Raw genomic sequence first — 6376 nt, 5'->3', positions numbered from 1 at the left:
TAGGTCCTAACAAAGGCGTTGGACGTGTCGGTGCGTGATCAGGCAGGTGGCGAGGCCGAGGAAGGCCTCGTGAATGTCGTCGCGTCGTTCCCAGCGGATGCGCAGGCGGCGGAAGCCGTGGAACCAGGCAATCGTGCGCTCGACGACCCAACGGTGGACACCGAGGCCTGATCCGTGGGGCACTCCGCGGCGGGCGATCACCGGCTTGATGCCCTGCTTCCACACCAGCCGTCGGTACTTGTCGTGGTCGTAGCCCCGGTCGGCGAGCAGGATGTCCGGTCTGCGCCGTGGCCGGCCGACCAGGCCGGCCACGGCGGGGACCTTCGCGAGCAGGGGCAGGAGTTGGGTGACGTCGTTGCGGTTGCCGCCGGTCAGCGACACCGCGAGCGGGATGCCCTGGCCGTCGACGAGGACGTGGTGCTTGCTGCCCGGTCGTGCGCGGTCGACCGGGCTCGGCCCGCTTTTGGGCCCCGTCGGGCTGCCCGAACGTGGGTGGAGTCGATCACCGCCCGGGACCAGTCGAGCTGGCGGGCGGCCCGGAGCTTTCGCAGCAGGACCAGGTGGAGCCGGTCCCACACGCCGGCTTCGTTCCAGGCCGCCAGACGTCGCCAGCAGGTCATCCCCGAGCCGAAGCCGAGCTCCTGCGGAAGGTACTCCCACTGGATGCCGGTGTGCAGCACGAACAGGATCCCGCACAGCGCCTGCCGATCCGGCACACGCGGCCGCCCCGGCTTCAGCTTCGGCCCCGGCTCGGGCAGCAACGGCTCGATCAGACCCCACAGTTCGTCCGACACGATCCACGGACGAGAATCCCTCTTCCCCACGGAAGGCCTAACGAGCAGACCAACCGACGGTCACACCACAAGGCAACTTCTGTTAGGACCTTTAAGTCGCTCGGAGACGCCCGTCTGTCCATGCGCCGCAGAACATCACCCGAACCCCGACTGGCACGCCAGTACGGCCGACGTTCACACGAACGAGCGATCACGAGCTGAGAGAAAAGGGACTTAACGTCCACTCAAAGTGTCATTCACCGGCATCTTCCTGGTCTGGGTTGGAGGCGAGCCAATTGCGGACCGTCTGCGCGTCCTGGAACCGGCCGAGGCCGACTAGTACGTCCGCCTGCAGACTCAACACCGTACGCAGTGACCCAATAAATTGGTGAGGTGCCAACGTAATGAGGTGGCGGTAGATCTCCACGGCCTCCCCTGTGACTCGAAGTGCCTGGGAGAGATCCTGCTGCGCATTGAGAACCCAAGCCCAGAGCATCAGAGAGCGGGCGAGGTCGGGTCCGTGGGCGGCGCGGTCGCCGGTGACGGGGTCGGCCAACCGGCGCCGGATCTCGACGGCCTCTTCGATGCCGGTCATGCCTTCGGCCCGCAGTCCCACCTCCCACAGATGGCCCCCGAAGTTGGCCAGGGAGGCGGCCAGGTCGGATGCGTGGGCAGCTGGGTTACCGGTCACCGGGTCGGCCAGCCGACGCCGGATCTCCACCGCTTCGTGCTCTGCCCTCAGTGCTTCGCCCTGCCGTCCCGCCTCCGACAAGTAGGTGCCGATGTTGTGCAAGGAAGTGGCGAAGCGGGGTTCGTGGGCGGCGGGGTCGCCGGTGGCGGGGTCGGCCAGCCGGCGGTAGATCTCCACGGCCTGTTCGGTGACGGTCAGGGCCTCGCCCTGCTGTCCCCCCTTCCATCGATGGGTGCCGAGGCTGACCAGGGAGGCGGCCAGGTCGGATTCGTGGGCAGCGGGGTCACCGGTCACCGGGTCGGCCAGCCGGCGGTAGATCTCCACGGCCTGTTTGACGACAATCAAGCCTTCGGCCCGTCGCCCGACCCCCGCCAGCCGGTTGCCGAGGTTGGTCAGGGAGGCGGCGAGGTTGGATTCGTGGGCAGTTGGGTCACCGCTGACGGGGTCGGCCAACCGGCGCCGGATCTCGACAGCCTGTTCGGTGACGGTCAGGGCCTCGACACTCCGCCCCACCTGCGACAGGTATATACCGAGTTCGCTCAGGGAGTGGGCGAACTCGGGTTCGTGGGTGGCGGGGTCGCCGGTGGCGGGGTCGGCCAGCCGGCGGTAGATCTCCACAGCCTGTTCAGTGACGGTCAGGGCCTCGGCCCGCTGCCCGGCCCCCGCCAGCCGGTTGCCGAGGTTGCGAAGGGAGTGGGCGAGGTCGGGTTCGTGGGTAACTGGGTCGCCGGTTGCCGGGTCGGCCAGCCGACGCCGGATCTCCACGGCCTCTTCGGCGGCGGTCAGGGCTTCGGCCCGTCGCCCCACCTGCGACAGATGGGTTCCGAAGTTGCGAAGGGAGTGGGCGAGGTTGGATTCGTGGGCGGCGGGGTCGCCGGTTGCCGGGTCGGCCAGCCGACGGTAGATCTCCACAGCCTGTTCAGTGACGGTCAGGGCTTCGGCCCGTCGCCCCACCTGCGACAGATGGGTTCCGAGGTCGGTCAGGGAGTGGGCGAGGTCGGATTCGTGGGCGGCGGGGTCACCGGTCACCGGGTCGGCCAGCCGACGCCGGATCTCGACGGCCTGTTCGGCGGCGGTCAGGGCCTCGGCCCGCCGCCCCACCTCGGAGAGCCGGGTACCGAGATTGGTCAGGGAGGTGGCGAGGTTCGGTTCGTGGGCGGCGGGGTTACCGGTCACCGGATCGGCCAGCCGACGGTAGATCTCCACGGCCTCCCCCGTTGCTTGCAACGCCCGGGAGGAATCCTGCTGCGTGCCGAGAACCCAGGACCGGACCATCAGAGAGTGGGCGAGGTCGGGTTCGTGGGCGGCGGGGTCGCCGGTTGCCGGGTCGGTCAGCCGGCGGTAGATCTCGACGGCCTGTTCGGCGGCGGTCAGGGCCTCGGCCCGCCGCCCCACCTCGGAGAGCCGGGTACCGAGGCTGGCCAGGGAGTGGGCGAGGTTCGGTTCGTGGGCGGCGGGGTTACCGGTCACCGGATCGGCCAGCCGACGCCGGATCTCCACAGCCTGTGTAACGGCGGCGAGGGCCTCGGCCCGCCGCCCCACCGCAGACAGGTAGGTGCCGAGGTTGATCAGGGAGGTGGCGAGGTTCGGTTCGTGGGCGGCGGGGTTACCGGTCACTGGATCGGCCAGCCGACGGTAGATCTCCACGGCCTCTTCGGCGACGGTCAGGGCCTCGGCCCGCCGCCCCACCTGAGAGAGGCAGGTGCTGAGATTGGTCAGGGAGGCAGCGAGGTTCGGTTCGTGGGCGGCGGGGTTACCGGTCACCGGATCGGCCAGCCGACGGTAGATCTCCACGGCCTCTTCGGCGACGGTCAGGGCCTCGGCCCGCCGCCCCACCTCAGACAGGTAATTACCGAGATTGGTCAGGGAGGCGGCGAGGTCAGGCTCCGATCCGCTCTGACGTTCGGCGTGTGCGAGGTCTTGGGTGAGGCGTAGCGCGAGGGGAGCGAGGATGTGGGAGGGGTGGGGCAGGGCTGCAGTCGCGTTCAGCAGGGCCTGGGGGTGGGGGGTGGTGGTGTCCAGGGCGCGGTTCAGGTCGTGGAGGACCTGTCGGCTGGGCCCGGTGCGGTGAGCGTTGTAGTGGGCGACGGCGGCGCGGGCCAGGACGGTGATGATTTGGGCTTGCTGGCCGGGAGCGGCGGCTGCCAGGAGTGGGGGCAGGGGGCTGTCGGCTCCGGTCAGGGTGGTGGCGGCGTGGTACTCGGCGACGCGGTCCGGCCGTAGGGATCCCCAGTAGGACTGGTTGTCCGAGTCCGGGGGATACAGCGAGGCGAGCCATTCGGCGGCGGTCGGGGCGGTGTGGGGCGGCAGTCCGGGGATGGTTTCGGTGACCTTGCGGGCCTCGGTGCCGTCTGCGGCGCCACATGCGGCGGCGACGGCGACGGCGTGCCCGAGAATTTTGGTGTTGGAAGTCAGTCCGAAGGCGGGGGCGGCGGCGCTGTCTTCCCAGAAGCGTTTCTCGTGGTCGAGGAGGACTGCTTCGGCGGGGGCGTCGGGGTCGGTGGTGACGGGGCTGGGGCCGTGCTGCAGGAGCGCGGTGAGCGCCGTCATCTGCAGGGTGAGGACGTTTTCGTAGCGGGGGTGCTCGATGTCGGCGGGGGGCCGGATGCCTGCGGCGAGGGCTGCCCAGTCGTGCGCGGGCAGGGTGGGGACGTGAGGAAGGAGACGGGCAAGGCCGGTAGCGGCATCCTTGAACGCCTTGGTGCGGTTCTCGGATCCCGGTACGTGAGGGAGGAGGGGGGCAAGCGGGATGAACGCGGTCGCTCGAAGGACGTTGTGGGTCTCCTGGCTGGCGCTGAGCCGGTCGGTGCGCCACAGGCCGTCGGAGCGGGCCAGGAGGAGCAGCCGAACGCGATGACGCGATTGGTTCAGGTGCTTGATGAGGCGGCGCAGGAGCTGGGGGCGGGTCTCGGCGTAGTCGACGACGATCAGGAGAGGACGGTCGGTGTCCAGGGTGGTGAAGTCGACAGTGTCGCGGTCGGTGAGGTCGGAGCCCAGGTGGCCTGTGATCCAGCCCTCGCCGCGCAGGAGGTCGGTGAGGTGGCGGGCGAGGCGGGTCTTGCCCTGGCCGCCGGGGCCGGTGATCGCGCGAGCCGACAGTGCCGGGGGTCCTTGTGTGCACCAGGCGTGGAGTTGCTTCCGGTCCTGGTCGCGGCCGTGGAAGGCGGCGGCTTCGGCATCGGCGCGCAGGAGCGCGGCGGGAGATTCCAGTCGACGGGCAAGTGTGGCGGGGGCGAGCAAGGGGGCGGGCTCGACCGGCTCCAGGACCGGTCGCCATCCCGGGGTGTGCTCGGCAACGCTTCTGGTGAAATCGGGGTCGGCGAGGAGGACCTCGGCGGGGGTGGCGGTGAGGATCGCACCACCGGCGGCCTTCAGATCGAGGCGGACGACCCCGCACAGCAAGCCGCCGTGTTGCCTTTCGGTGAGGACTGCGGCCCCGGACATGCCCGACCAGCCGGTCTCGAAAGGCTCCCCGTGCAGGAGGGGTTGGAGGATGGGGGCCTCGCTGGAGATCTCGTAGCGGCGGGCGAGCGACCCGCTGCCCGGACTGATTTCTCCGTTGATCTGCTTGTCGTAACTGTGGCCGGTCTTGGAGTCGTACTGCATGAGGGGGTAGCCGACCAGGGTGACCGGGTGGGAACGGGTACCGATGAGGTGTCCCCAGCGCTGTGGCGGTCGGGTGACGGTGTCCTGCAGGGATTCGGGCACCGACCAGTAGGTGCCGTCCTCTGCCGGGGCGTCGTGGACCTCGACCAGCGCGGCGTCCACGGCGGCGTCCTTGCGGTACCAACGGATGCTGGCCCGGAACTGCGGGCCAGCATCGTCGGCCGCGTCGGCTTCCTGGTCGCTTGCCGAGTCCGGGATGTACGGAGCGGGCCGGCAGACCGTCACCGTGCCCCGTTTCAGGCCGTCCTTGTCGCCCAGGACGTGGGCGGCGGTTAGGACTAGGCGCGGGGCCACCAGATAGCCCGAGCCGAAGTCCGACTTCGCCTCACCGGGTGTGGACAGGCGCACCTGCACCAGCCGATCGAACTCCATGACGCCCCGCCCCCTGTGCTGTTCCTCGTCCTGACGCCCACCCCCGTGTGACCTGCTACCGTCGCTTGTGCCCGACCTCGGCGGGACCGCTTCCGTCGGCCTTCTGCGGGTTCAGTCGCACGGTCACCTTGTGCGTGGCTTTGTCGGCGGTCTCGTGCTTGCCACCGGCGCTCACACCGGCGCCGAGAACGCTGAAGCGCAGGCCGCCGTTGGCACCGTTGGTGCGGGCCAGCTCCATGCCCAGCTCCACCGTGATCTCCCCCAGCCCGAAGCGGATGCCCTTGTCGCCCTCCCCGGACGGGTCGGTGATGCGGTCCTGGGCCTCGGCGATCTGGTCACGCAGCAGCGTGATCGCGTCCGCCAGTTCCAACAGGACATCCTCCGCACCGTTGTCCACCACAGCCCCCTCTCTGTCGGCCCGCCCCACGGCGGACGCGTGCCTGTTCCTTCCCACTTAACACTCGGCACAACCGGCCTGGCCCGCGCATCGATGAGGGGCATCCCCCAGAACACGTCCCCTGCCCAGCCCGACGGCCAGTCCTGACGATCAGTCATGCTTAGGCCACAGTGTCTACCGCCTATCCTTCGTCCATGCCGTGAACAGCCGAACTCGCCCGCTCACCCGCACCCGTCTGGTAGAAGGAGCCTTGAGCCTTTTCAGGGCGGCCACCGATTGGGTGACGGCTGTACTGTCGGTGTGAGGGCATGACGAACGAGACTCCTCGGCGGTTGCGTGAGGTATCTGAGTGGACGTAAGTCCCTTTTCTCTCAACTCGTGATCGCTCGTTCGTGTGAACGTCGGCCGAACTGGCGTGCCAGTCGGCGCTCGGGTGATGTTCTGCGGCGCATGGACAGACGGGCGTATCCGAGCGAC

The 6376-nt window shown here is 69.3% G+C and carries 3 protein-coding genes; all 3 read right to left on the bottom strand.

The features are described from left to right. Positions 1–6 precede the first annotated feature (6 nt). The 3 genes from ACWEQL_RS40010 to ACWEQL_RS40000 all read right to left on the bottom strand — a co-directional run bounded on the left by ACWEQL_RS40010 (position 7) and on the right by ACWEQL_RS40000 (position 5872). Positions 7–797 (bottom strand): IS5 family transposase gene (locus ACWEQL_RS40010; RefSeq protein WP_452156153.1). Its coding sequence is split into 2 segments (ribosomal slippage): positions 7–476 and positions 476–797, totalling 792 coding nucleotides; the frame shifts between segments, so codons are not numbered across the junction. Positions 798–1026: 229 nt separating this feature from the next. Continuing rightward, positions 1027–5502 (bottom strand): tetratricopeptide repeat protein, encoded by a 4476-nt coding sequence (locus ACWEQL_RS40005; RefSeq protein WP_452156151.1) that lies wholly within the window; start codon positions 5500–5502, stop codon positions 1027–1029. Between the two features lie 55 nt (positions 5503–5557). Beyond that, the gene (locus ACWEQL_RS40000; RefSeq protein WP_452156149.1) at positions 5558–5872 is read right to left on the bottom strand and encodes a trypco2 family protein; all 315 of its coding nucleotides are present in this window, start codon (positions 5870–5872) and stop codon (positions 5558–5560) included. Between the last annotated feature and the right edge of the window lie 504 nt (positions 5873–6376).

The sequence above is a fragment of the Kitasatospora sp. NPDC004240 genome (genome assembly GCF_053603215.1).
Note: the sequence above shows the minus strand (reverse complement) of the source record. Positions and strands in the feature narration are given on the sequence as shown.